At 25.4% G+C, this 25575-nt stretch carries 19 protein-coding genes; 2 read left to right on the forward strand and 17 right to left on the reverse strand.

All coding sequences use genetic code 11. The annotated features are described in order from the left end of the window. Window positions 1–385: 385 nt before the first annotated feature. The 13 genes from guaA to MarbSA_RS01855 all read right to left on the reverse strand — a co-directional run bounded on the left by guaA (window position 386) and on the right by MarbSA_RS01855 (window position 17640). Window positions 386–1312, reverse strand: a complete 927-nt coding sequence (gene guaA, locus MarbSA_RS01790) for a glutamine-hydrolyzing GMP synthase (protein ID WP_221061720.1) — start codon at window positions 1310–1312, stop codon at window positions 386–388. Window positions 1313–2192: 880 nt separating this feature from the next. Beyond that, the gene (locus MarbSA_RS01795; RefSeq protein ID WP_221061721.1) at window positions 2193–2453 is read right to left on the reverse strand and encodes a hypothetical protein; all 261 of its coding nucleotides are present in this window, start codon (window positions 2451–2453) and stop codon (window positions 2193–2195) included. A gap of 362 nt (window positions 2454–2815) precedes the next feature. Beyond that, entirely contained in the window at window positions 2816–3388 is a 573-nt protein-coding gene (locus MarbSA_RS01800) for a GMP synthase subunit A (protein WP_042704141.1), read from the reverse strand. A gap of 751 nt (window positions 3389–4139) precedes the next feature. After that, window positions 4140–5069 carry a thioredoxin-disulfide reductase gene (gene trxB / locus MarbSA_RS01810; RefSeq protein WP_221061722.1) on the reverse strand — a complete coding sequence of 310 codons (930 nt, stop codon included), beginning with the start codon at window positions 5067–5069 and terminating at the stop codon, window positions 4140–4142. A 313-nt stretch (window positions 5070–5382) separates the two neighbouring features. Next, window positions 5383–7284: a Glu-tRNA(Gln) amidotransferase subunit GatE gene (gene gatE / locus MarbSA_RS01815; RefSeq protein WP_221061723.1), complete on the reverse strand. Its 1902-nt coding sequence runs from the start codon at window positions 7282–7284 to the stop codon at window positions 5383–5385. A gap of 225 nt (window positions 7285–7509) precedes the next feature. Further along, the gene (gene gatD, locus MarbSA_RS01820) at window positions 7510–8823 is read right to left on the reverse strand and encodes a Glu-tRNA(Gln) amidotransferase subunit GatD (protein ID WP_221061724.1); all 1314 of its coding nucleotides are present in this window, start codon (window positions 8821–8823) and stop codon (window positions 7510–7512) included. Between the two features lie 92 nt (window positions 8824–8915). Beyond that, window positions 8916–10559 (reverse strand): 2-oxoacid:acceptor oxidoreductase family protein, encoded by a 1644-nt coding sequence (locus MarbSA_RS01825; RefSeq protein WP_221061725.1) that lies wholly within the window; start codon window positions 10557–10559, stop codon window positions 8916–8918. An 18-nt stretch (window positions 10560–10577) separates the two neighbouring features. Next, on the reverse strand, window positions 10578–11795 hold the full coding sequence (locus MarbSA_RS01830; protein ID WP_221061726.1) for a 3-methyl-2-oxobutanoate dehydrogenase subunit VorB: 1218 nt from the start codon (window positions 11793–11795) through the stop codon (window positions 10578–10580). 6 nt (window positions 11796–11801) lie between these two features. Next, the gene (locus MarbSA_RS01835) at window positions 11802–12059 is read right to left on the reverse strand and encodes a 4Fe-4S dicluster domain-containing protein (RefSeq protein WP_054835162.1); all 258 of its coding nucleotides are present in this window, start codon (window positions 12057–12059) and stop codon (window positions 11802–11804) included. 198 nt (window positions 12060–12257) lie between these two features. Next, entirely contained in the window at window positions 12258–13946 is a 1689-nt protein-coding gene (locus MarbSA_RS01840; protein WP_221061727.1) for an AMP-binding protein, read from the reverse strand. A gap of 205 nt (window positions 13947–14151) precedes the next feature. Further along, complete coding sequence (locus MarbSA_RS01845) at window positions 14152–14712, reverse strand: helix-turn-helix domain-containing protein (protein WP_197016912.1); 561 nt, start codon at window positions 14710–14712, stop codon at window positions 14152–14154. Window positions 14713–14913: 201 nt separating this feature from the next. Beyond that, the gene (locus tag MarbSA_RS01850) at window positions 14914–16605 is read right to left on the reverse strand and encodes an AMP-binding protein (protein ID WP_221061728.1); all 1692 of its coding nucleotides are present in this window, start codon (window positions 16603–16605) and stop codon (window positions 14914–14916) included. A 480-nt stretch (window positions 16606–17085) separates the two neighbouring features. Then, entirely contained in the window at window positions 17086–17640 is a 555-nt protein-coding gene (locus MarbSA_RS01855; RefSeq protein WP_042704157.1) for a helix-turn-helix domain-containing protein, read from the reverse strand. Window positions 17641–18094: 454 nt separating this feature from the next. Between MarbSA_RS01855 and MarbSA_RS01860 the strand changes: the two genes are divergently transcribed. Beyond that, window positions 18095–18448, forward strand: a complete 354-nt coding sequence (locus tag MarbSA_RS01860; protein WP_042704159.1) for a hypothetical protein — start codon at window positions 18095–18097, stop codon at window positions 18446–18448. Between the two features lie 115 nt (window positions 18449–18563). Here MarbSA_RS01860 and afpA read toward each other — a convergent pair whose 3' ends face one another. The 3 genes from afpA to MarbSA_RS01875 all read right to left on the reverse strand — a co-directional run bounded on the left by afpA (window position 18564) and on the right by MarbSA_RS01875 (window position 22401). Next, window positions 18564–19121: an archaeoflavoprotein AfpA gene (afpA, locus tag MarbSA_RS01865; RefSeq protein WP_221061729.1), complete on the reverse strand. Its 558-nt coding sequence runs from the start codon at window positions 19119–19121 to the stop codon at window positions 18564–18566. A gap of 134 nt (window positions 19122–19255) precedes the next feature. Beyond that, window positions 19256–20452 (reverse strand): geranylgeranyl reductase family protein, encoded by a 1197-nt coding sequence (locus MarbSA_RS01870; protein ID WP_054835165.1) that lies wholly within the window; start codon window positions 20450–20452, stop codon window positions 19256–19258. Window positions 20453–20463: 11 nt separating this feature from the next. After that, entirely contained in the window at window positions 20464–22401 is a 1938-nt protein-coding gene (locus MarbSA_RS01875; RefSeq protein WP_156314642.1) for a PH domain-containing protein, read from the reverse strand. A gap of 152 nt (window positions 22402–22553) precedes the next feature. Here MarbSA_RS01875 and MarbSA_RS01880 point away from each other — a divergent pair, with 152 nt between their 5' ends. Then, the gene (locus MarbSA_RS01880) at window positions 22554–23342 is read left to right on the forward strand and encodes a UPF0280 family protein (RefSeq protein ID WP_244987884.1); all 789 of its coding nucleotides are present in this window, start codon (window positions 22554–22556) and stop codon (window positions 23340–23342) included. A gap of 396 nt (window positions 23343–23738) precedes the next feature. On the opposite strand, the gene MarbSA_RS01885 is transcribed toward MarbSA_RS01880, so the two are convergent. Then, complete coding sequence (locus MarbSA_RS01885) at window positions 23739–24968, reverse strand: proteasome-activating nucleotidase (RefSeq protein ID WP_042704167.1); 1230 nt, start codon at window positions 24966–24968, stop codon at window positions 23739–23741. Window positions 24969–25575: the final 607 nt, after the last annotated feature.

A 25575-nucleotide genomic window follows, 5' to 3' on the forward strand; every position in this document is an offset into this window, starting at 1 on the left:
TAATCAGTTTAATATAATTCTTTCAAATATTCCTTTATATAATATTTTTATTAATATATGTGTTTTGAATATAATTTAATTGTTTTATTTATATAATGTAGTAAAAATAATAATACATTATAAGTAATACATAAAATAATGCAGTATAATAATACATTATAATAAATAGGAATAATACTAATAATAATACAATATACTAATAATATTCATACTCATTTTAATTATATAATATCTTATAATATTAGTAATATATTATAGTATATTAATTATTAATAGTACATTAATAAATCTTTTAATAATTTTAATAGATATTTTAATAAATATTATAATAAATGATATAATAAATATCTTGATAAAGATTTTGATAGATATATAAATATATATCCTATGCAAACTCAATTGTACTTGGTGGCTTATCACTTATAGATAAAGAAACATGAGTAACTTCAGAAACTTCAGAAGTTATTCTTTTAGATATAGATCTAATAACATTCCATGGTAATTCTGGGACATAAGCTGTCATAGCATCTACTGATGCAACCATTCTTAAAACCACTAAATATCCAAAGTCTCTTTGATCGCCTTTTACACCAGTAACTTTAGTATCAGTAAGAACTGCAAAATATTGCCATAATTCTTTATCAAGCCCATTTTTTATTATTTCTTCCCTAACAATTGCATCAGCTTTTCTACAAATCTCTAATTTTTCCTCTGAAAGCTCACCAACAACCCTAACTGCAAGTCCGGGTCCTGGGAAAGGCTGTCTAAAAACAAGTTCATCTGGAAGATCTAGTTCAAGCCCAATTTCTCTAACTTCATCTTTATATAAATCACGAACAGGTTCAACAACTTTTAAAACCATTCCCCCAGGCAAAGCAAGATTATGGTGAGATTTAATCTTACCTTCACTTTCAATCCAATCTGGAGCTATTGTTCCTTGAACAAGGAATTTAGCCTCAATTTTTTCAGCTTCTCTTTCAAAAACATCGATAAAGACTTTCCCAATAATTTTTCTTTTTTCTTCTGGATCATCTACTCCATAAAGAGCATTTAAAAATTCATCTTTTGCATCAACATAAACAAAATTAAGCCTATTTTCAAAAGTTTTACAAACTTCTTCAACTTCACCTTCACGAAGAAGACCATGATCAACAAAAACAGCTACTAAATTATCACCAATAGCTTCTTTAACTAATACAGAGCATACTGAACTATCTACACCACCAGATAATGCTATAATAGTTTTTTCATTGTTAATTTCATTTTTAATATTTTCAATAGATTCCTTTATAAATTCAGATGGACTAATCATTAATGACACCTATGAGTATATAATATTCAAAATTTTTAAAATAATATATAAAGATAAATTTATATACAAATATAAATTTTTATATAAAGATAAATTTTTATAAAAATATTTAAAATATATTTAAAATGTATTCTAAATATATTCTAAATGTATATTATGAAAACATAATATAAAAATATATTACTAAATAAAAAATAATTTTTTATAAAACAAAAAAAGATAGTAAATAAAAAGTACTAGCAAAAATAATTTAATACTAAATAAAAAATTATTTAGATTATATATTTCCTAAATAAATTATCTCATAAATAAAATATTTTCTAAATAAAGTAATTCATAATTAAAATAATTCATAACTGAAATACTTTATAGATGAAATATCTCCTAAATGAATATCTCCTAAATGAAATATATTATAAATAAGATATTAGAAATCAATAAAATAATCATTAAAAAGATTTATATTATTTAATAACCTACTTTTATATATGATTACAATAGAAAACATATTAGTTATTTTAGTTTGTCTTTTTTTAGCATATGTTACATATAAAATATTAAGGTGGTTAGCTCCAGTAATAATTGTTATTTTATTAGCATATTTAATATATGTATTTTTATTTTAAAATTATGATTTAAAATTATTTTGATTTCAAATTAATAAAATAAACATGGATTAAATCTTGATTTTATTATTTTAAACTGTAATAATATAAAAAATAGACAATTAGACATATAAATTAATAATGAATTAATAATGAATTATTAATAAATTAGTAAAATAACTAGATATACATAAAATTATATAATAAAAATATATTATTATATAAAATCTATGAATACATAAAGTAGTTAATCTTACATATAATTTATTTTAAAATTATTCTTTATCTTCAGAAGGTTCAAAATCTTCAATAACTTTTTTTATAGCTATTTCAATACTATCATCTCTTCCAAGTTCTAAAGCTTCAATCATATCTTCATATTTAATAAATTTTTCTATTTTAACTGCCTTTTCACCAATTCCAGAAATTCTAAAATTTTCTTCAGAATCTCCTATTACAATTGATAAACCTTCTCTTTTGATTTCTTGTTTATAATCTACTGCTTTATTTTTTAATTCTTCAACATTATCGATCATTGTTATACCTCGGTTATATATCTAATTAAGGATAATAGATTAAATATTATTAAATTGTATTGAATAATAGTATTAAATAATAATATTAAATAATAGACAATAATAATTATTACTAATAATACAAAATTTAATACTATAAATTAATATAAATAAATTAATATATAATATTATTGTTTAGTAAATTAATATATGATATTACTATTTAATATTATATAATATTAATATATAATATTTTGATTATCATTTTATTTAATTATATATTTTATCGAATAACCTAATATTTTATGTTTATAATAACATTAGATTATAAAATGCATTATTAAAAATAATAATACTAATAATATTAAATTCTTGAAAATTTATTACAAATTATTTTCGCATATTTCAAGGAAATTTTTAAAGATAAGTTCCCCTTCAGGAGTATGATGAACCTCAGGATGAAATTGAATACCATAAATATCTTTTTTCTCATGTTTCATAGCTTCAATATCACATATAGACGATTTAGCTAATGTTTTAAAATTTCTTGGTAAGGTTTTAACTTCATCTTTATGAGAAGTCCAAACTTTCATAGGTGAGGAAACTCCTTTAAAAAGCTTATTTTCATCCAATATCTCTATATCAATTTGAGCATAGCTTTCTGTTGAAGAACTTGAAACCTTTCCTCCAAATGATTTAGCTATTAGCTGATGACCTAAACATATTCCTAAAACAGGAACATTAATATCATCAATGTTATTAATATATTCTAAACTATTTTCTGATTCCTCAATAGATGGACCTCCTCCAAAGATCAGACCCATAGGTTCTTTTTCCTTAATTTCATCTATTGAAAGGTTATTTGGAATTAGTTCATAAGGAATATTTAAATATCTTAAACTTCTGCCAATTCTATGATTATATTGGCCTTTGTTGTTAATAATTAAAATTTTCATGTTTTTACTCTTTAAATATTATTTTAAAAGTATTTGATAATGTTTTATTAAATATAAATATTAATCAAAGAATAAATATCAATCCAAGATTAATAATTATGAATTAATTTTATCATAATATTAATATTATGATCTTGGTTATTATATAGTTAATGCATTACACTAAAATTAATTCATTATATAATATTAATATACAGTAATTATACAGTGATTAATTACATTATATATTATAATTAATTATATAATACTAATTATACAATGCTTTAGTATAGAATTAATAGTTTATATTATTAAGAATATTACGTTTAATTCTTAATGATTATTATAATAAACTTCTTATACTCTCTTAAATTCAAATTATTTATATACTACTTTCTATAAATAAAATATGCATGGAACTTCAAGATTTAATATATATGATAGTAGCCGTTTTAATTGGGGCTTTAATTGTTTATATATTTTTATGGATAATACCAATACTTTTGCCAATTATAATAGTTTTAATAATAGCTTTCTTAATATACAGCTATTTTAAATCTAACCAATACAAAAAGTATTAGGATTAAAATACTTAATAACTCTTTTAACTTATTTAATAATTCTTTTAATTTTTTAATTTTTAAATAATTTTTAAAATAAATTAGTAGCATGATTAATATAAAATGAAATAGGTTAATAACAATTATTATATGATTATATACAATCTTTTACTTAATCATATCTAATTCTATTAATCCATAATATTTTATTTTTAATTTATATCTCTATTATTAGTGTGTTCAAGACCTTGATAAGCATAAGTGGCAGCTATTGCACCTTCACCACAAGCAACAACCCATTGCTTTACACCACCAGTCACATCACCAATAGCATAAACATTATCAACATTTGTCTTTTGGGTTTTATCAACAATTATATGATTATATTTATCAACATTAACAGCTAATTCTTTAGCTAATTCGCTTGAAGGAGTATCTCCGATAGCTATAAAAATTCCTTGGACTTTTAATTCTTCTTTAGAACCATCTTTTTTATTTGATAAAACTACAGACTCAACCATTTGATTACCTTTTATTTCTTCAACAACAGAATCCCAAATAACAGGTATCTGTTTTTCATCAATCTTATCTTGAAGATATTTTTCAGCTCTAAATTTATCACGTCTGTGAACAATTGTAACATTACATCCAACATTATGTAAGAATATAGCTTCCTGAAGAGCACTATTTCCCCCACCAATCATCAAAATATCTTTATCTTTATAGAGTAATCCATCACAAGTAGCACAATAAGAAACACCAAGGCCTTTAAATTCATCTTCACCAGGAACACCTAATTTTCTATGAGTAGCTCCAGTTGCTAAAATAAGTGATTTAGCATGGTATTCAGTTTCAGAAGTTTTAATTATAAATCCATTATTAATTTTTTTTATAGACTCAACATTCTCCATTTCATTAATATTTACATTTTTTTCAGTCTGTTTTTTCATTTTAGCTATTAAACTCATACCCGCTATTAGCTCAAAACCAGGATAATTTTCCATTGAAGGAACCATTAATCCTGCACCACCTGCAAGACCTTTATCTAATAATAAAGTTTTTGTTCCTTGTCTTCCAGCATATAATCCTGCTGTTAATCCTCCAGGACCTGCACCAATGATTATAATATCATATTTTTCCATTTTATCCTAAACCCCATATTTAATATTTTTATAAAGCCTAATAAGTTTAATAAATATAATTAATAGTAATTAATAAACAACAATATACAAATATTACAAATAATAATACAAATAATATATATAATAATATAAATATTACAAATAATAATATAAATATTATAGATATTAATATTATAAATATTATTAATAATATAGATATTGATAATAATAGTATAAATATTATAATAATATTATAAACTTTATAATAATATTTTATTATAGTGTAATTTCTTAATTCTCTTAATTATATAATATTTTAATTATATAATTTAAATTAAATTAATTTTTCTATCTCATTCTTAAGAAGTTTATTTACAAGTTTTCCATCAGCTTTTCCTTTAAGTTTTCCCATAGCCATTCCCATCAATGGGCCCATAGCACCCATTTTTCTTTCTTCAACCATAGAACTATTTTTAGCAACTATATCCTCAATAATACTCAGAACCTCATTTTCATCAAGAACTAAAAGGTTATTATTTTTAGCTATTTCTTCTGGATCTAAAGTAGGGTTTTCAGATATTGCAATAATAATCTTGTTTACAGCATCTTTAGATATTTTTGAATCAGCAAGAAGATTAAAAATAGATATTAATGATTCATTATTAACATTTGAAATATTGTATCCTTCTCTTTTTATTTCTCTCAGATCATAAGCTAAAACAGAGGCTATAGTTGTAGAATCAATATTAGAACCTTCAATTTTTGAAACAATATATTCAAAATCATCAGCTCTTAACCTTCTAACTAACTGATTAGCCAGATCATCACTTAAACTATATTCTTTTATAATTCTTTCTTTTTTCACATCAGGAAGCTCTGGTAAATTATTCTTAATATTTTCTATAGAATCCTCTTCAATTTTAAACAAGGGAATATCAGTTTCTAAATACATTCTACTAGAAGTAGGAAGAGGTCTCATATATTCAGTATTTCCATCATCAAGAGATTTTCTAGTTTCTTCAATAACACCTTCAAATGCCATATTTGCTCGTCTTATAACTTCTTCTAATGCAGAAATAGCAATTTCCTCATTATGAGCAACTATAATTATTGCATCACCATCATCCACATTTAAATGACTTTTCATGGATTCAACTTCTTCTGCAGTGATACCATAAGCAGGAAGCTCATCAGTGTGAAAAATACCAGAAACTCCTCTTTTTTTAGCATAACTGGCAATTTCAGTTCCAAATCTTCGCCCTTCTTGAACCTCTTCACCAACTAAACCAGCAAAACCCTTTAAAACAACGCATTTTACAGATTCTGCTCCAGAAATAATCTTTGAAGAACTATTTTTAAAAATAATATTTAAATCATGAATTTCATCAAGAACCTTTGCATTTCGCTTTTCAAGTTCCTCTCTAATTTCAATAAGTTTTAATTGTCTTTGAACTTCATTTTCAACAATTTTAGGCATTAAATCAAGGTTTTGAACACCCTTTATTTCACAACGAGCCCCTTTAGCTATTGAGATATTTAAATCCTGTCTTATAGTTCCAAGCCCTCTTTTAACATTAGTACTTCTTAAAACTTGACCTAAAGCATAAGCTACTTCTTTCACCTGTTCAGGATGATGTATTGAAGGATCAGTAGTAATTTCAACAAGAGGAATTCCTAACCTATCAAGTCTAAAATGAGTATAATACTCAGCAGAAGTACTTTGATTATTTTTAATATCAATAGCAATTCTTTTAGAAGCATCTTCTTCTAAACAAAGATTTTCAATATTTACTCTACCATGAGGAGTATCAAGGTATCCGTTAGTAGCTACAAGTCCAGTACGTTGAAATCCACCAGTATTACTTCCATCAATAACCTGTTTCCTCATCGTGTGAAATTCATCCACAATTTGCATATTTAAAAGAGTAGCTATGACCATAGAAAGCTCTAAAGCCTCCTGATTTAAACTATGAGGAGGCTCATCATCTGTTTCAACAAGACATGTATGATAATAATAAGCCTCATAATTAAATTTCATCTTCCTAAAAGATTCTTGAAGAGCAGCCCTATCGATTTGACCTAATTCACTTTGAGTAGGCCTTAAATTTCTTTTTATTTCCTCATCAAACATTTCATCTACAAGTTCAGTTTCACAAGGACAAAACAACTTGCTCTTAGTATTCAACTGTTGATGAATCTCTAATCCCATTTTAAGACCTAATTCACTCCAATCCATAAAATCACATAACCATAAATAATTAAACAATCACTAGCTAAAGTATAGCTATAATATTTTTAAATAAAGATTTAAATATATACATAGTTAAATTAAAAAATATTTTAAATAAATTAACAAGTATCTTATAAACTAATAAATATCTTATAAACTGATAATATCTTATAATTAAAGTAATATTAGAATAATATTAAATTAATATTAATATAACTAATATGTTTACAATCAATTTAAAAAGTATTTTAAAGAAGATTTTTCAGATAATTCTCCAGCAATATTAGTTTCCATAATATTTTTAACTTCATCAAATTTATCATTTTGACCTAAGGCCCAACAAAGTTTAACATAAGCAACTTCAGGAGTCATATCTCCACCAGATATAACATTAGCATTAATCAACTTTCTTCCAGTACTATATACATTCATATTTACTTTACCATATAAACACTGAGAAGTCATAATAATAGGGATATTTTCATCATTTGCTCTTTTAATTGAATCAAGCATATAATCTGGAACATGACCAAGTCCAGTCCCTTCAATAACCAATCCTTTAAAACCTTTATCAATATGATAATCAATTAGTTCATTTTTAATTCCTGGGAAACTTTTTATAATTGCTATTTTAGACTCTAGTTTATCTCTTAAGATTAAATCTCTAGAGTCCCTTTTATTATAATCAACATTTGGATTTATATTAATTATTTTAGAATCCTTTAACCTAGCTATAGGCTCAGAATTAATACTTCTAAAAGTGTCTCTTCTACTTGTATGCATCTTACGGACTTTTGTTCCTTTATGTAAGCAACAATAACCATCATCCAATCCTTCATGCATGCAAACAGTAATATCAGCAATTTCAGATTTAGCAGCACCGATAGAATTAAATAAATTTAGATAAGCATCGGTAGAAGGTCTATCAGAGCTTCTTTGAGCACCTGTAACAACAACAGGAACTGGTGTTTCCAAAATAAAACTAAGAGCAGCTGAAGTATAGTGCATAGTATCAGTTCCATGAGCTACAACTACACCATCAACACCATCAGAAATTTCATTAGCTATAGAATTCGCTGCTTCTACCCAATACTCAGGCTTCATATTCTCACTTAAAATATTATAAAGAGCTTTTACTTTATAATTAGCAATATCCAAAAGTTCAGGATTAGCTCGAAGCAAATCATCAGCAGTAAAAGCTGGATGAACTGCTCCTGTTTTATAATCTATCACAGAAGAAACAGTGCCTCCAGTAGATATTATGGATATATCCATCTTATTAGTATCTTCTTCAATCTTTAATGAGTCAAATTGAATTTTAGGTTCTTTACCTTTTTTTATTAATTCAATTTTAGCATCTGAAATATTAACTCCTAAATTATATCCACTATCAAGCTTTAAAACAATATATCCATCATCAGAATCTTCAGATCTATCAAGCAACATACCTTCGTAGAAAACTTTATTTTTCTCAACTTTAACGGTATCCCCAATAGAAACATTAGCAGAATCTAAAAAACTTTTAGCTAACTTTTTATAAGACATTTAATCACTCTAAATAATACTTTCAAATATAATAATATAAACAATTAATCAAAAACTATTAACAATCATCAAATTATTAATAATCAATCAAACTACAAATAATCATCTAAATGTTCTCTCATCCATTTAGCTCCAGCCTCTAAAACATCAATATTTAACTGAATTAATTTAGGTTTAGAAGAAAATATCTCTCTTATTCCCTCTTTATAAGCATCTTCTGAAATTATAGTTCCTATTTCCATAAGTGTACCTAAAATAGCAGTATTAAAAGCTTTCGAATTTCCAAGAGAATTAGCTATATCTAATGCAGGAACTGGAATTAATTTTATTTTTTTATCCTTTATAACTTCAAAATTATCTAATTTATCAATTTCAAAATCATCTACACGAGAATCATAAAGAATAATACCCTTATCTTTAATATAAGGAGTAAATTTTTCAAGTGCTAGTCTGTTAAGAGCAATAAGAACATCACATTTATCTACAACAGGAGATCCAATTACATCACCAGATATAACCACAGAACAATTGGAAGTCCCTCCTCTTTGTTCTGGACCATAGCTAGGATACCATGAAACATTCTTTCCATCATTACAAGCGGCTTGAGCAAGAGTAAGACCTGCACTAAGTACTCCTTGACCACCAAAACCTGCAATTTTTATATTTACAGGTTTAAATTCAGGATCGATTTTAGTTTCAATAGGATTTTCTCTATCAATGTTAAATATACTATCCAAACTCTCAATAGAAAAATCTGAAGATCCTCTTTCAACTTTTTCTCTTTCTTTAGATAAATCTCTAAAACGTTTAACTGGGAATTCTTTCTCCATTTGTTCCTTAATAAATTTTTCAGCACCTTCAGCATCTTGTCTTAAATTAGTAGGACAAGGAGAAAGAATTTCAATAAAACAATAACCTTTACCTTCTTTTTGGATTCTCAAAGCTTTTTTAACAGCAATTTTAGCTTTTCTAATAGATTTTACATCAGCAAGAGAAACTCTTTCAATAAAAACAGGAGCTTTTAAATTATCAAGAAGTTCACACATATGCATAGGAAAACCAGTGAAATTAGGATCCCTTCCAGATTGAGATGTAACAGTTATTTCTCCAATAAGAGTAGTTGGAGCCATTTGACCTCCCGTCATTCCATAAACAGTATTATTAACAAAGAATACTGCTAATTTTTCACCACGATTAGCTGCTTGAATAGTTTCATTTAAACCAATAGAAGCTAAGTCGCCATCACCCTGATAAGACATTACAATAGCATTATCTTCAGCTCTAGAAATACCAGTACCAACAGCAGGAGCTCTTCCATGAGCAGTTTGTACATTACCACAATTAAAATAATAATAACCAAACACAGCACAGCCAACAGGAGAGATCATTACAGCCCTTTCCTGTATCTCAAGTTCATCCATAGCTTCCCCAATAAGTTTATGAAGAATACCATGACCACAACCTGCACAATAATGTGTAACCTTAGTAAAAGATTCACCTTTACGAGAAAATTCATCATATAAAGAATCTGGTTTTTTGATAACTTTTGTTTCATAAAAATCATTATCAAAATAATTATTATTACTATTATTACTATTATTACTATTAGTATTACTGTCTGTATTTCTAAGAGTATTGTTATTAGTATTGCTATTTACATTATTATTAGACTTATTATTTGTATTACTATTAGTATTACTAGTAGTATTAGTATTAATATTGTTATTAGAATCCATACTTAAAACCCCAATTAATTAATCAATAATTTGATATTTAATATCATCCTCATCAATTCCATCTTTATAATTAGAATCAATATAAGGTTCATCAAACTTGTCTATATCTTCATCATCATCAGGATATTCCTTAGCTAAATTCACTTTACACTTCTCACACTCAGCCAAGTCATATATTTTTTCAAGGATGTCTTTAACCTCAATTAAATTCCCACCCATTCTATTAACTAAATGAACATCTTTACAATCAGATATTGCACAATTAGCTGCCAATTTTATATCTTCTCTCATTTGACCATTACTCATTTCAACAGATATAAATTCACAACCCTTTTTAGCTAATTTATCAATTCTTTTACTTGGAAATGGGAAAAGAGATATTGGTCTAAGTAAACCTACCTTAATTCCAGATTTTTCCCTTGCAATATCAACTGCAGAGCGAGCTAATCTACTACTAATACCATAAGCTACAAGAATTATTTCAGCATCTTCAATATCATTACCTGAAATCATATATTCTTCAAAATCAACTTCATTATTTTCAATTTCATCAAATTTAACTTGGATATCATTATTAAATTTTTCAAGCTGATCAAAATCAAGGAAAATTGAAGTTACAAGATTTTCCATTGTTTCTTTATTTCCACGAACTGCCCAATCATCATCAGGCTTATGATCTATTGATACCTGAGGAAAACGAAGAGGTTCTGCCATTTGACCTAAAACAGCATCGGCTAAAACGATTACAGGATTCCTATACTTATCAGCAAGCATAAATGCTTTCATTGTAAGATCACACATTTCTTGAACACTATTTGGAGCAAGAACAATATTTTTATAATTTCCATGACCCCCACCCTTAACAATTTGATTGTAGTCTCCCTGTTCAGGTCCAATATTACCAAGACCAGGACCTGCTCTCATAATATCAACAATAACTGATGGAAGTTCTGCACCTGCAAGGAAAGTAATTCCTTCTTGTTTTAAACTAATTCCCGGTCCAGAAGAAGCTGTCATTACACGATGACCAGCTGATGCACCACCATAAACCATATTTATGGCTGCTTCTTCACTTTCAGCTTGAACAAACTTTCTTCCAACCATTGGAAAATATTTAGAAGCTTCATGCAATATTTCACTAGCAGGAGTTATTGGATAACCAAAAAAGCAATCACAACCAGCATACATGGCTCCAATAATAATTGCAGTATTTCCTTTAATCATTTGACTAGCCATTTAATTTCACTCCTCTTTTTTAGATTTTTTCCTTTTAGGTATATGAATTTCAACAGCTAATGGTTCTGGACAGGTATAATAACAATCACCACAACCATTACATCCTTTCCCTTTATACACAACATAATTATAACCACTTTCATTAAGATCCTTACTTAACTCAAGAGCATTATTTTTACACGAAATAACACACCTATTACAAGATTTACACTCTTCTTTATGAATAATAGGGAATGGTTGTGGTCTCTCTTTAGATTTTGTCAATTCTAACACCTAATTATTATAGATTAATTAATTATTAACTCTAATTATCAATTCTAATATTAATTTTATAATTTTATTAATTATATTAATGACTTTATTACTAATTTTATTACTAATTATAATTCTAATTATTAGTTTTATTTATTAATTTTAATTATTAATTCTAATTATTCATCAAATAATAAACTAATTACTCATTTATTTATTTTCATCATCAATTCTAATTTCTTTTCTTTTAATTTTACCACTGATAGTTTTTGGAAGCTCATCTACAAATTCAATAATTCTTGGATATTTATAAGGAGCTGTAACTTGTTTTACATGATTTTGTATCTCTTTTTTCAGCTCTTCTGATGGCTCATAACCTTTTGCAAGGACTATTGTGGATTTAACAACCTGACCCCTTACAGGATCTGGAAAACCAGTGATTGCACACTCTAAAACACTTGGATGAGAAACTAAAGCACTTTCTACTTCAAAAGGACCAATTCTATATCCAGAACTCTTTATAATATCATCAGTCCTTCCAATAAACCATAAATAATCATCTTCATCAATCCAAGCAGTATCCCCACTATGATAATGCCCATTATACCATGATTCCGCATTTTTTTCAGGATTTTTGTAATATTCATTAAATAATCCAGTAGGATTACCATTAGCGACATTTATAGTTATTTCACCTTCATCACCAATATCAACAATATTTTCATCATTATCAAGAATTTCAACATTAAAAGTTGGAGCTATTTTACCCATAGACCCTGGACGTGGTTCTAACCATACGAAATTAGCTATAATCACTACAGTCTCACTTTGACCAAAACCTTCTCTTATTTTAAGTCCAGAAATTTCATAAAACTTGTTAAATACTTCAGGATTTAGTGGTTCACCTGCTGTTGTAGCATAAGTCCAATTACTAAAATCATAATCTGATAAATCCTCTTTTATAAGAAATCTATAGATAGTAGGAGGTGCACAAAAAGTATTTACTTTATATTCTTTTACCTTTTCAAGAAGATTTAAAGCATCAAACCTATCATAATCATAAATAAATAGTCCAGTACCAGCTATCCATTGACCATACAAAGATCCCCAACTAGTTTTAGCCCAACCAGTATCTGCAGAAGTATGATGAATTCCATCCTCAACAACATTATGCCAATATTTTGCAGTGATTATATGACCAATAGGATAAGTGAAATCATGTAAAACCATTTTAGGTTGACCACAAGTCCCAGAAGAAAAATAAATTAAAAATTTATCATTATTTTTAGTAGATTCATCACCTGTAGGCCTATCAAAAATATCAGACGCATCATTAATACCATTAGTAAAATTTAACCAACCATCAATAGTTTTATTACCCGTTTTATCTCCAACAAAAATCTTTTTAATTGGTTTGGATGAATCGATTAATTTTTCTGCATCAACAAAATCTTTGATTAAGTCACCTTCATCTAAGGATAAAATCATATCAACATCAGCACTTTCTATTCTATAAATCATATCCTTAACTTTCAACATATGTGTAGCAGGTATAGGTATTGCCCCTATTTTATGAAGAGCCATCATTGAAAACCAAAATTCAAAACGGTTTTTTAAAGTTAGCATTACAGCATCTCCTTTTTTAATACCTAAACTTTTAAAGAAGTTAGCTGTTTTGTTACTATATTTCTTCATATCAGAAAAAGTAAAAATTTCTTCATCTCCATGATCATTACACCAGATAAGAGCTATCTTATTTGGATCCTCCTCAGCATATCTATCTACAACATCAAATGCAAAGTTAAAATTTTCTGGAATCTTAAATTCAAAATTTTCCTTGAAATCATCATAAGATTCAAAATCAACCCTATTAACAAAATTTTTAGTAAGTGATGACATAAAGTACCTCTATAAATAGTTAAAATTTTAATATCTTTAATAAATTCTAATTTAAATATAATTTAAATATAATCTAAATATAATCTAAATATAATCTAAATTAATATAATTTAATCAATCCAAAATATTTAATAATTAGTAAAAATGTTTAATAACATAATTTATTTAATAATCTAATTAATATAAAATACTTAATATATTCTAATTATTGTGCAATAACCGCTAAAAATTTAGCATTTTCATTATTCAAAGCTTTCATAGCATGTTCATAATTTGAATCAAAAAATATTGAGTCCCCTTCATTTAAAATAATCTCACGATTATGAATATATAACATTAAAGAGCCTTCTAAAACATAATTAAACTCTTGACCTGGATGATGGTTCATAGTAGGCTTTTCATCACTTGGTTCAACAGTTACTGTCAAAGTTTCAAGTTTTTTATGAATAAATCTATCGGCTAAATTTTCGCATTTATAACCTTCACGTCTTTCAACTGGAATTCCTTTTCCAGCACGTGTAATATTAAAAATATGCATTCTTGTTTCTTCACCAGAAACTAAAAGCCCCATATCAACCTTTAATATTTGAGATATCTCATATAAAACACCAACAGGAATATCTTTTTCACCAGACTCATAGTTTAGATATTCATTTTCATCAATACCTAAATAAGCAGCAATTTGATTTATAGATATATCAGAAAGATTTCTAAGCTCTTTTACCCTAAATCCAATATCTTTAACTATATCATTCAATATAAACACCTATTAATATTATTTAGTTTTTTATAATAATTTTCATTAATACACTCAATAATACTTTATAATATAATTGATAATACTTTTAATAATAATTTTAATAATAATTCAATTAATATTTTTATAAAACTTTTAATAAAATTTATTTTTTAAAGAAATTTATTTTATATATTATCAGTTTTATAAATTATATGTATATATTATAAACTATTTATTCTTATCTTCATTCCTTATCTGAACTCTCCTAATTTTACCACTAATAGTTTTTGGAAGTTCATCTACAAATTCAACAACTCTAGGATATTTATAAGGAGCAGTTACATTTTTAACATGGTTTTGAAGTTCTTTTTTAAGTTCATCGGAAGGTTCATATTCTTTAGCAAGAACAACAGTTGCTTTAACAATTTGACCTCTCACAGCATCTGGAGTACCAGTAATTGCACATTCTAAAACACTCGGATGAGATATTAAAGCACTTTCAACCTCAAAAGGACCAATCCTATATCCAGAACTCTTTATAATGTCATCATTTCTTCCTACAAACCACAAAAATCCATCTTCATCTTTCCAAGCAGTATCTCCACTATGATAATAATTATCATACCAAACCTCATTAGTCTTTTCTTCATTTCTGTAATATCCTTTAAAAAGCCCAGGAGGAAGGTTGGAAGTTTCAATAGATATCTCACCCTCGTCACCAACATCGACTTCATTATCATTACTATTTAATAAAGTTACATTAAAACATGGTGCAGGTTTACCCATTGATCCTGGCTTTGGGTCCATCCAAATAAAATTAGCCACACTAATAACGGTTTCAGTTTGACCAAACCCTTCTTTTAGCTTTAAACCAAAAATTTCATGAACTTTGTTATAAACTTCAGGGTTTAATGGCTCACCCGCTGTTGTACAATATTTCAAACTACTAAAATCATATTTTGAAAGATCTTCTTTTATTAAGAATCTATATATTGTTGGAGGAGCGCAAAAAGTATTAATTTGATATTTTTCAATTTTTTCAATCAAGTTTAAAGCATTAAACCTATCATAATCATAGATAAATACAGAAGTTCCTACAATCCACTGACCATATAAACCACCCCAAACTGCCTTCATCCAACCGGTATCAGCAGAAGTGTGATGTATTCCATTTTCAATAGCATTGTGCCAATACTTAGAAGTTATTATATGAGCTAATGGATATCTAAAATCATGCCCTACCATTTTAGGCTGACCAGATGTCCCAGAAGAAAAATAAATTATCATTATATCTTCATTTTTGTTAGAATCACTACCAGTAGGACGAATAAAAGAATCATCTTCTTTTTCAATAGCTTCTCTAAAATTATCCCATCCAACAAATGAATTTTCAATATTAAAAGAATCTTCATTAGAATTAACCACTAATTTTTTTAGTTTAACTCCAAGTTCTAATTCTGCTTTATCGAATTCTGAAAGAAGTTCAGAATCATCAACAGATATAACCATGTCAATACTAGCTTTATCTATTCTATAAATAATATCTTTTTTCTTAAGCATATGTGTAGCTGGAACAGGAATGGCTCCAATTTTATGAAGTGCAATGATAGAAAACCAAAATTCAAAACGGTTTTTTAAAGTTAACATTACCTTATCGCCTTTTTTAATGCCATACCTTCTTATTAAATTAGCTGCTTTATTAGAATAATTCTTTATATCCTTAAATGTGAATTTTTTTTCTTCACCAAAATCATTACACCATAACAATGCAATTTTTTCTGGATCCTCATCAGCATATCTATCAACAACATCATAAGCAAAGTTAAAGTTTTCTGGAACATTAAACTCAAAATTATTTTTAAAATCTTCATAAGAGTCAAATTCGACTCTGTTAACAAATTCTTTAAGTAAAGATGACATATAATTGCCTCGGGATTATTTTTAATAATATTTACAAAGTTACCTATAAATAATATTTATTTTAACAATCTTTATTATTTAATAATTTTATTTTAAATTTTTATTTTAATAATAAATCAGATGAAAATTAATCATTTAAACAAACTAATTATATATGAAAACTAATCATATAATAAAAACATCCTATATAAAAAGTTAAATAATTAAATCTTAAATATTAAAGACTAATAAATATTGAATTAAACATAATATCAAATAATTTTATTATATATTAAAAATATTTAAATAATGCTTATTTGATATTCATATAATATTTACATAATATTAAATAATATTCATATAATAGTAGTATGATATTAGTATAATAGTAGTATCATATTAGCATAGTATTAAATAGTAATTATATAATATTAAACAATATTGCCCATAGTATTAAATAATATAATAAAATATCAACTAAAAATAATTAATAATAACATACTATAATATTACAGCCAAAAATTTAGCAGATTTACCATTTAATGCTTTCATTGCATGTTCATAATTTGAATCAAAAAAGATAGAATCTCCTTCATTTAAAATAATTTCATTATCATGAATATATAATTTTAAAGCGCCTTCTAAGATATAATTAAACTCTTGACCAGGATGAGTATTTTTAGAAGGTTCATCAACAATATCTTTTGGTTCAACAGTTACAATAAAAGTTTCACCTTTTTTATGAATAAATTTTTCAGCGAGATTTTCATACTTATATTGTTTCCTACGCTCTACAGAAACTCCTTCATTTTTTCTAGTAACATTGAAGATATGCATCCTTGTTTCTTCACCAGTCAAAAGTAGACCCATATCAACTTTAAATTTATGAGCTATTTCATATAAAACACTTGCAGGAATATCTTTTTCACCATTTTCATAGCTAATATATTCATCTTCACTTATATTGCATACATCAGCCATCTCTTTAGTAGTAAAATCAGATAAATTCCTAAGTTCTTTTACTCTAGCACCAATATCTTTAATAGTTTCATTCAAATTAACACCATTCCTCTAATTTAATGAACAAATAATTATTAATCTATGATATTTTATATTTTGTTGATTATTGATATTTAACTAATTATTAATATCTTGCTAATTATTAATACCTTGTTGATTATTAATAATCTACAAATTATTAGTATTTTATTATCTATTAATTTCATGAATAATTTTTAACTTATAAATAATTTTTAAAATAAAAAATATTTTAAAAGTTTACTTTAGTCTATGATAATAAGCTTTTAACAATAAACATTATATTTTTTAAAGAATATAAATATTATCACTATTTGTAATAGATTAATAGATAAATATTAACAGTTGAATATTTCTAATAAAATTATAAAAATTTGTATAGTTAGAAAATAAGAAAATTTAATTAATAATAACTTACAAAACTGTAATCAAAATTATATTAAAATACATGAAAATAAAGTAAGGTGAAATTATGTCGGAAATTGCTGATAATGTCATTTTTAAGAAAGATTCTGGTGAAAAAATAAATGTTCTTCAAAAATATGTAGGTCTTAAAGCAAGACAAGGAGGAATATTAACTGTCAATTTTAGAACTCCGAATGAAGATATGGACCAAATAAAACATTTTTTTGAAGGTATGAAAGGATCAGAAGCATTAAAATATAATATTGGTGAAACTGGAGATGTTGATTGTTATTTTAAAGGTGTTGCTCCACTTTTAAAACAAATTGACGAAGCAGGATTTGAATACTCATTTCTGTCAGTCACATTACAAGAGCTAAAAAAAGATTACGATGATGATATCCCAAATGGTTGTAGTTGTTAAAAAGAAATTATAAAAATAAATTGAAAAATAAAAATAAATAAAAAATAAATAATTAAAAATAAGTTAAAAAATTAAATTAAAAAATTAAAAAAGTAGTATAAACAAATATTACTACTTAAAATTTCTCTTTAAAGATATTGTAAATCTCATCAGTATCTTCAAATACAAAAGTATTATTCATATTTGAAATTTTTCTAACACAATCAATATCCTCTTTTGTTAATTCAAGAATAAGATCATTACCATTAGGAATTTTAGTTACAGTTACTCCTTCTTTAAAATCAACTGGCATTATATAAACTGGAACTTGTGATTTTTGACCCATAATTACAGCATTTGTAATCATTGTATCACCAATCCTACTTGCTAGTTTAGCTACTGTGTTAGAAGTACAAGGAGCAACAAGTAAGAATTCATATTTATGTAACTGAACATCACCAGCTAAAAAAGGAGAATTAGAATTAACCTCAAATGAAACATACTCAAAATTTTCTTTAATCTTTTTAAAAAGTCTATAAAACTTTAAAACTTGTTTACCTGCATTAGAAACAAAAACTCTAATTTCAACTTTATCACCATACTTTTCCTGAATATCAACCATTGTTTCATACGTTTTCTCAATCTTTTCTCCAGCACCAGTTACTGCCCAAGCAATCTTTTTTTTATTTTTCATAATAATAACTCCTCTAAATACATATTGGAATATTTTAACTTATTATATATCTTAATCAAATGTAAATATAGACGAATTTTTGAATAAATTTTTAAATAGATTTTGAAATATCTGAATTTAAATAATTAAAAAAATTATAAACTCCAAATTGATATAAGCTTCCTAAAGAAAACTTTCGGAATAATTGAAAAAATTAAACCTCTTTTTATAAATTCTTTTACAAGAATCGATTGTTTATCCATATCACCATATTTAGATATAATTTCCTCAGCATTTTTCTCTTTCAACTTAGTGAACATAAAATCTAAATCATTATCAGAAAGATTTTCAAGAGTTTTTTGGACTCTTATCTGATAATTAAGCTCTTTAGCATACTTCTTTTTAAAATTTTGTTCATAATCTTTTAAAAAATTAATATTATCATTATCCAAAGATTTTATAATTGCATCTTTAGCTAAATTAGTTGTATCAAAACCAATAATAAGTCCTCCACCAGTAGTAGGCTTTAATTGAGATGCAGCATCTCCAATGAGTAATATTCTGTCCTTTATAATTTTCTTATTTTTATCAAAAATAGGTATCTTACCATGATATTTTTCAATTATAGAAGATTCTTTAAATCTCTCATCATTATCTAAAAAAGAATTTAATATTTCTTTTTGATCCTTGTATGAATTGTTTGAAAACAAACCAACTCTAAAACTTGAATCTGATGTTGGGATACACCATAAAAATCCTGGTAAAATTTTAGAAATAGCAAAAAGATCAACAAATTCAACAGCATTAGTATTAATCATATTATCTCTAGAAGAAGTATTAATTTCCACTAAATATTGAGAGGCATTAAAATAATTAAATTTTTCATTAATTAAGCTAGAAACAAATGATTTAGAACCATCTGCACCAACTATAATTTTTGCAGAAACCTCCATATTATTTTGACATCTGATTATACCATTGTCAGAATCAATATATGTAACCTTATATTGATTAAAAAATTTAACACCATTATTAACAGCTCTTTCAGCCAAAAACTTGTCATAAGCTATTCGATCAATTATGAATGCCTCAGTATGATTTTTTTCCACTTTTAAAGTATTATTAGAAGAATGTAAGTATGCACCTTTAACACTATTTAATATTAAATTATCTGGAATTTCATTTACATCCATCAATTTTTTACTAACAATACCAGCACATTGTAAAGGAATTCCAATTTCCTTCTTTTTATCTAAAATAGCTACTTTATACCCTTCTTTAGCTATTTTATAAGCTAAAGTTGAACCAATAGGTCCTCCACCTACAATAGCCACATCATAGTCAAAACTCATCAATACACACACTATTTTTTGAACTTTCTAAAGTGTCTTTCTATAACAGAAATCTCTTTATTCTCATTATTCATCTGCTGATTTTGGATATCATGATTATAATTATTATTTTCAGGAATATTTCTATCATTCACATGTTTATTTTGATTATCCCAACTACCTTGATTATTTCGATTTTGGTTAATTTGGTTATGATTATTCTGATTATTGTAATTATCTTGATAATTATATTTATTATTTTGGTTATTGGGATTATATTGATTTGAATTTTGATTATGGTTATTATTAAAATTATTATTTAAATTTCGATTATAATCTGGATATTGGTTATTAAAATTAGAGTTAGGTTGATAATATTGGTTATTTCGAGGATCAGATTGAATATTATGAGAAGTTGGAGTTTCTTTTTTATTATATTCATTAAATTGGTTCACATTATTAATATCATTATACAATTTATTATTCGAATCTTTATCATCCATCTGATTAGAATAGTTTTGTAGGTTTTTTTGATTATATTCAAAAGAATGATTATGGTCATGCTCTTGATTATGGTCATATTCTGGATTATTTTCTGCATTGTGTTTTTGACTGTATTCTTGAATATCTTCTTTATCATGGTCATTATTATGAAAATCTCCGTTATTATGTCTAAACTTCAACCCATCATTAAGATTATTAATAGCACGATTCATAGTTTGGTCAAAATATTCATTATCATTATATGAATCAATATTATCTTTATTATAGGTATTATCTCCAGAATGTTCATTAGGGATAGACTCATTATTGATAGGTTCACTATCATTATCTTTTTCACTATTCTTATTAAAATTCGGAGAGTTTTTATATTCTTCAGGGTTTTCTATAAATTTATCTACATTATGATTATTATGATTATTATAAATAGGCTTGTTTAAACCTTTATTAAGATTCTCATTATTAGGATATTCTTTAGAATATTCTTTAGAATATTGATTATCTTTCTTAAGAAATGGAAAATCATTATTATTAATTGGACTATAAATTCTTTTAGGTTGTTGGTTTTCGTCAGAAGATATATATCTTGACTTAATCTTTTGATTGTAATTTCCATCAACACCATCTTTATATTGATAATATTCTTCATTATTATTATAATTATCATTATCCCTATAATTTTGTTGAGAAGGATTGTTTAAATTATCAATACTCTCATCATAATTATCAGAACTATTATTATAATTATAATTATTATTAGGTAAATTAGGATTATAATTAGAGTTATAATTATTATAACCAGAGTTTACATTATTATCATAAATATGATTATTTTGATAATTATTATCTCTTTGAAAACTATTATCATTAAAATTAGGACCTCTAATAAAATCATTTTGTCCTATAGAATGATCAGGATAAGAATGTAGTTTATTTATTTCAGAAAAAATGGTTTCTTCAACCAATTTAGGATTACTAACATTACTAAGTTCTAATTTAGACTCATCATATCCACTATATGCTGTAACTGTTCCAACAGAAACAATTCTTCCTAACAATCCTTGAGATATGATAACATCCTGAATTTTAGAATAAGGCATATGCATCGTTTTTTGAAATAATACTCCTGATTTATATGTAACTCTTTGATCAGTTATAACATATTCCTTTACTGTCCAAGATATTAATGTCCAAATAATCCAAATAATAATCAAAAATATAATTATGAATGTAAATATTGTAGCTGCCTGTATCAATGGAAGATCAACAAATCTAAGTAATTGAACTTGCATTTGAGTTATATAATCAATTACAATAGGAGATATATAGGAAACAGCTCCTAAAATTATTAATAAAACAAAAACCTTTTTACAGCTAAGAAAAAAATTAGGTCTTCCCTTTAAAATTATATTTTCATTAACGATTTTTTCATTATCTCTATTAAACATTGGTTTATATTTATGTTTCAACTCTTAAATAAGTTTTTTGTAAAACATATGAGAATTTAAAAAAATTTAAAATATAAAAGGAGGTTTAAAAGAATATAAAATAAGTAATATAGGTAAATTAATAAAATAAAATAACGATAATTATATTATTTAAGAAATATTAAAGTAAAACAATGGAAAATAAAATGAAAAATAAATCTATATTTAAAAATAAAATATCAATAGAAGAAACAAAAATGAATGTTGTTTCAGATATTGACTTTGAAAAAATTGGATTGGATGATTTTATCATAAATCAGAGAAATATATTAAAAAAGTATATTATTGATAATCCCCTATTTTTAAAAACACTGAAACCTTATAAATTAAAAAATAAAAAAAATGATTCTAATCCAAAAATTATAAAAAAAATGATTGAAGGATCAAATATAGCTAATGTAGGTCCAACAGCTACTTTAGCAGGAACAATAGCAGAACTTTCATTGGACTATTTAATAAAAAATAATTCAAATTATTCCATATTAGATAATGGAGGAGATATAGCTTTTTTAAATAATTATTCTAATAAAAAAGTAATATTTGGAATTTATGCAGGAAATTCACCTCTAAGTGGAGAAATAGGATTTGAATTTAAAAATAAATCAAAAAATCAAAAGATGGGAATATGTACATCATCAGGGTCAGTAGGATATTCTATTAGTTATGGAAGATCTGATAGTGTTACTGTAATAAGTGAAAATGCCAGTATAGCTGATGGATTAGCTACTTCAATAGGTAACAAGGTTAATGGAGTATTAGATCAAGATGCAGTAGAAAATGGACTAATAGCTGCTGAAAAATTCAAAGAACATTTTACTGGAGCTTTAATTATAGTTGGAGAATCAATCGGAACCATAGGTAAACTTCCAAAAATTGTAGAAACTAACAATGAAAAAATTTTGAACAGTTTTAAAGAAGAATAATCTTATAATTTGAATAGGCTTATAAAAACAATATGATAAAAAGAATAATCTTATTTTAGAGGTTGAAAGTTAATATAAATTAGCCTCAGTTCGCCCATCATTCATCACATATCAGAGCTCATAGGGTTCATCATTGGCTAATAATACTGACTTTAATTTAAAAAAAATATAATTTTTTAAAAAATATTAATTAGAAATATTAATTAAAAATATTAAAAATTATTTAAAAATATTAGAAATATTGATAATTAATAATATTAAAAATATTAGAATATTATTTAAAAATATTATTATAGATATTATTTATATATATTACTTAAAAATATTATCTAAAAATTTTAAAAATAATATTAAAAAACATAAAAAAATTGAAAAATGTGGGAAATATTAAAAATATTAACCAAACATTACTCCAGCTTCTTTTTTATACTCTTCATCATGTTCAACGCCCATGATTTTATCAACAGCGTCCATGAAATCAGCTACAAGTACTTCATCTCTTTCTTCTCTTATTGCAAACATTCCTGCTTCAGTACAAATAGCTTTTAAATCTGCACCAGAAACACCTTCAGTAAGAGTTGCAAGAAGGTCAATATCAGCTTCTTCAGATAAAGACATTTTAGAAGTATGTATTTTCAATATTTCTTTTCTACCATCTTCATTAGGAAGAGGTACTTCTATAAACCTATCAAATCTTCCAGGTCTTAAAAGTGCTGGATCTAAGATATCTGGCCTATTTGTAGCACCAATAATACCAATATCACCACGAGACTCAAAACCATCAAGTTCTGCAAGTAATTGCATTAAAGTACGCTGAACCTCTCTATCTCCACTGGTAGAGCTTTTAAGACGTTTAGCAGCAACAGCATCAATTTCATCAATGAAAATAATACTCGGAGCTTTTTCTTTAGCTAATTCAAATACTTCACGAACCATTCTAGCTCCTTCACCAATATATTTCTTAACAAATTCTGAAGCAACAATTTTAATGAAAGTTGCATTAGTTTCATTAGCTACAGCTTTAGCAAGTAAAGTTTTACCAGTTCCAGGAGGACCATAAAGAAGAACTCCTTTTGGTGGCTCAATACCTATTTTTTCAAATAATTCCGGTTTTTTAAGAGGAAGCTCAACAGTTTCTTTAACTTCAATGACTTGATCTTCAAGTCCACCAATAGAATCATAAGAAACAGAAGGTTTTTCTTCAATTTCCATTCCAGAAACATTAGGATCCTTTTCAGCAGGAAGTACATCAACAACACTAAAAGTTTGCTGATTTAAAGCAACTCTTGAACCTGGGACAAGTAACTTTTCATCTAAAAATTTTGAATAATTAATAACAAAGTGAGGACCAGTACTACTTTTCACAGTCATTCGAGTATCATCAAGAATTTCCATAATAGTAGCCAAGACTAATGGAGGAGACCTGAATCTTTCAACTTCTCCCCTAAGAGATTTTGTTTCTCTTTCAAGCCGAATCTTTTCATTTTCAGTTAGAACTTTATCTTTTTCAAGTTTTCTAACTTTCCACATTAGATTCCTTTTAGTTTTCGTATTTTCTTCTTTTAATATTCTTACTTCTTTTTTAAGATCTTCGATCTTATTTAAAAGAGATTGGGAATTTTCCATTTTCTTAGAACACTCCTATAAATTCATTTAGTAATTTAGGATATAAACATAATATTCAAATATAATAATAACAGTATTATATAAATATAAACTTGATTAAAAATTTTAAAAATTTCTTAATTAGAAATTTTTTAATTAGAATTTTCTTAATTAGAAATTTTATATTTATAATATTTAAAATATATAATTTATAAAAATTTTTTATAATATATAATATGTATAAAACAATATTTATAATTATTTATAAAACAATATAATTAATAATAATCTTATAAGCAAATCACTATTATTATAAGCAAATCACTAGTAATAATCATTAAATTCAATAATAATACTAAAAATGCATTGCAAATAAAAACAACTATAAATAAGAAATGTATTGTAAACAAAAACAATAATACATATTAAATAATGTTAAAAGATTAAAACCTATACAACAGGTTAAAAATCATATAATTTCCATTTAGAATAAAAAACAAATCTATTTTATTTAACTTATGTTTATTTTAATTATTTTTACTAATTATATTTATTTTATTTATATTTATTTATATATTCAATTTTTAAATCAAATATATTAAAAAATATATTAAGATATTTGACATTA

Origin of the sequence: Methanobrevibacter arboriphilus, assembly GCF_019669925.1 — an archaeon.
In the GTDB taxonomy this organism is placed as follows: Archaea; Methanobacteriota; Methanobacteria; order Methanobacteriales; family Methanobacteriaceae; genus Methanobinarius; species Methanobinarius arboriphilus_A.

What these genes read in the sequence shown, in the direction of transcription:
- gatE (WP_221061723.1), bottom strand. Translation starts at nt 7,284, where the DNA reads ATGGATTGGAGTGAATTAGGTCTTAAAATGGGATTAGAGATTCATCAA.
- MarbSA_RS01830 (WP_221061726.1), bottom strand. Translation starts at nt 11,795, where the DNA reads ATGGCTAGTCAAATGATTAAAGGAAATACTGCAATTATTATTGGAGCC.
- MarbSA_RS01795 (WP_221061721.1), bottom strand. Translation starts at nt 2,453, where the DNA reads ATGATCGATAATGTTGAAGAATTAAAAAATAAAGCAGTAGATTATAAA.
- MarbSA_RS01880 (WP_244987884.1), top strand. Translation starts at nt 22,554, where the DNA reads ATGGAAAATAAAATGAAAAATAAATCTATATTTAAAAATAAAATATCA.
- MarbSA_RS01825 (WP_221061725.1), bottom strand. Translation starts at nt 10,559, where the DNA reads ATGGATTCTAATAACAATATTAATACTAATACTACTAGTAATACTAAT.
- guaA (WP_221061720.1), bottom strand. Translation starts at nt 1,312, where the DNA reads ATGATTAGTCCATCTGAATTTATAAAGGAATCTATTGAAAATATTAAA.
- trxB (WP_221061722.1), bottom strand. Translation starts at nt 5,069, where the DNA reads ATGGAAAAATATGATATTATAATCATTGGTGCAGGTCCTGGAGGATTA.
- MarbSA_RS01860 (WP_042704159.1), top strand. Translation starts at nt 18,095, where the DNA reads ATGTCGGAAATTGCTGATAATGTCATTTTTAAGAAAGATTCTGGTGAA.
- gatD (WP_221061724.1), bottom strand. Translation starts at nt 8,823, where the DNA reads ATGTCTTATAAAAAGTTAGCTAAAAGTTTTTTAGATTCTGCTAATGTT.
- MarbSA_RS01840 (WP_221061727.1), bottom strand. Translation starts at nt 13,946, where the DNA reads ATGTCATCACTTACTAAAAATTTTGTTAATAGGGTTGATTTTGAATCT.
- afpA (WP_221061729.1), bottom strand. Translation starts at nt 19,121, where the DNA reads ATGAAAAATAAAAAAAAGATTGCTTGGGCAGTAACTGGTGCTGGAGAA.
- MarbSA_RS01800 (WP_042704141.1), bottom strand. Translation starts at nt 3,388, where the DNA reads ATGAAAATTTTAATTATTAACAACAAAGGCCAATATAATCATAGAATT.
- MarbSA_RS01850 (WP_221061728.1), bottom strand. Translation starts at nt 16,605, where the DNA reads ATGTCATCTTTACTTAAAGAATTTGTTAACAGAGTCGAATTTGACTCT.
- MarbSA_RS01885 (WP_042704167.1), bottom strand. Translation starts at nt 24,968, where the DNA reads ATGGAAAATTCCCAATCTCTTTTAAATAAGATCGAAGATCTTAAAAAA.
- MarbSA_RS01870 (WP_054835165.1), bottom strand. Translation starts at nt 20,452, where the DNA reads ATGAGTTTTGACTATGATGTGGCTATTGTAGGTGGAGGACCTATTGGT.